Source organism: Pseudoflavonifractor sp. HNCC25GI2 (assembly GCF_058136395.1).
The window spans coordinates 1-1,295 of sequence record NZ_JBYUOW010000022.1; the positions used below are offsets into that span (position 1 = coordinate 1).

The 1,295-nt window shown below is 53.2% G+C and carries 1 protein-coding gene; it reads left to right on the forward strand.

What is annotated here, in order from left to right:
• Window positions 1-112: 112 nt before the first annotated feature.
• On the forward strand, window positions 113-1,295 hold a 1,183-nt coding region (locus AC3YUO_RS12970), incomplete at its 3' end, for an IS256 family transposase (protein WP_489963428.1).

The window sequence follows — 1,295 nt, forward strand, 5'->3', positions numbered from 1 at the left end:
GATAAGGTAGAATAAATTTCGCAAATTGAAAAGTAGATAAAAAGAGACATGGTTTGCAGAACTCTGGTAGAATGAAGTCGCGACACACCATTCTGAAAGGAGACAGCAAACCATGTCTGAAAAGATTGTACAGCTAAATGAAGAGGTTATCAAGGGGCAGATTAAGGAGTTGGTACGAGGCAGCGTAGAGGAAACCCTCAACGAACTGCTGGAGGCCGAGGCTCAAAAGCTGACCCAGGCGGCTCGGTACGAGCGCAATGAGCAACGCCAGGGCTATCGCAGCGGCCACTACAACCGCAACCTCACCACCACTTCTGGGGATGTTACCCTCAAGGTGCCTAAGCTCAAGGGAATCTCCTTTGAGACGGCTATTATTGAGCGGTATCGCCGCCGGGAGAGCAGTGTGGAAGAGGCTCTTATTGAAATGTACCTGGCAGGTGTGTCCGTCCGGCGTGTGGAGGACATCACCGAGGCCCTGTGGGGCAGCAAGGTCTCTCCCTCCACCATCAGTGAGCTGAACAAGAAAGCGTATGTCCACATTGAAGATTGGCGGAACCGTCCTCTGCAAGGTGGGCGTTATCCGTATGTCTATGTAGATGGGATCTACCTGCGCCGTAACTGGGGTGGAGAGTTTGAAAATGTAGCTATTCTGGTAGCAATTGCGGTCAATGAGGACGGATACCGTGAGATTTTAGGTGCCGCTGAGGGTATGAAAGAGGACAAGGCCAGTTGGGTCAGCTTCTTCCAGTGGCTGCATGGCCGTGGCCTGGACGGGGTTAAACTGGTGGTTGGTGACAAATGCCTTGGTATGCTGGAGGCCGTAGGCGAAGTGTTTCCTGAGGCCAAATACCAGCGGTGTACCGTCCACTTCTACCGCAACGTGTTCTCAGTCACGCCTCGCTCAAAGGTGAAGCTGGTGGCCAAGATGCTCAAGGCGATCCATGCTCAGGAGAGTAAAAGAGCCGCCAGAGAAAAGGCTAAGGCTGTGGTGGAGGAACTGCGCTCCATGAAACTGAAGGAGGCCGCCAAGAAGGTAGAGGATGGTATAGAAGAGACTCTTACTTACTGTGATTTTCCCAGCGAGCACTGGACCCGTATCCGTACCAACAATGTCATTGAGAGGCTGAACCGGGAGATCCGCCGCCGCACTCGTGTGGTGGGCAGTTTCCCAGACGGCAATTCCGCTCTTATGCTGGTCTGTGCCCGGCTGCGCCATGTGGCTGGTACCCAATGGGGCAACAAGAAGTACATGAATATGAAGCACCTGGAGGATGCCGTTGAGGATGCCTCCATTG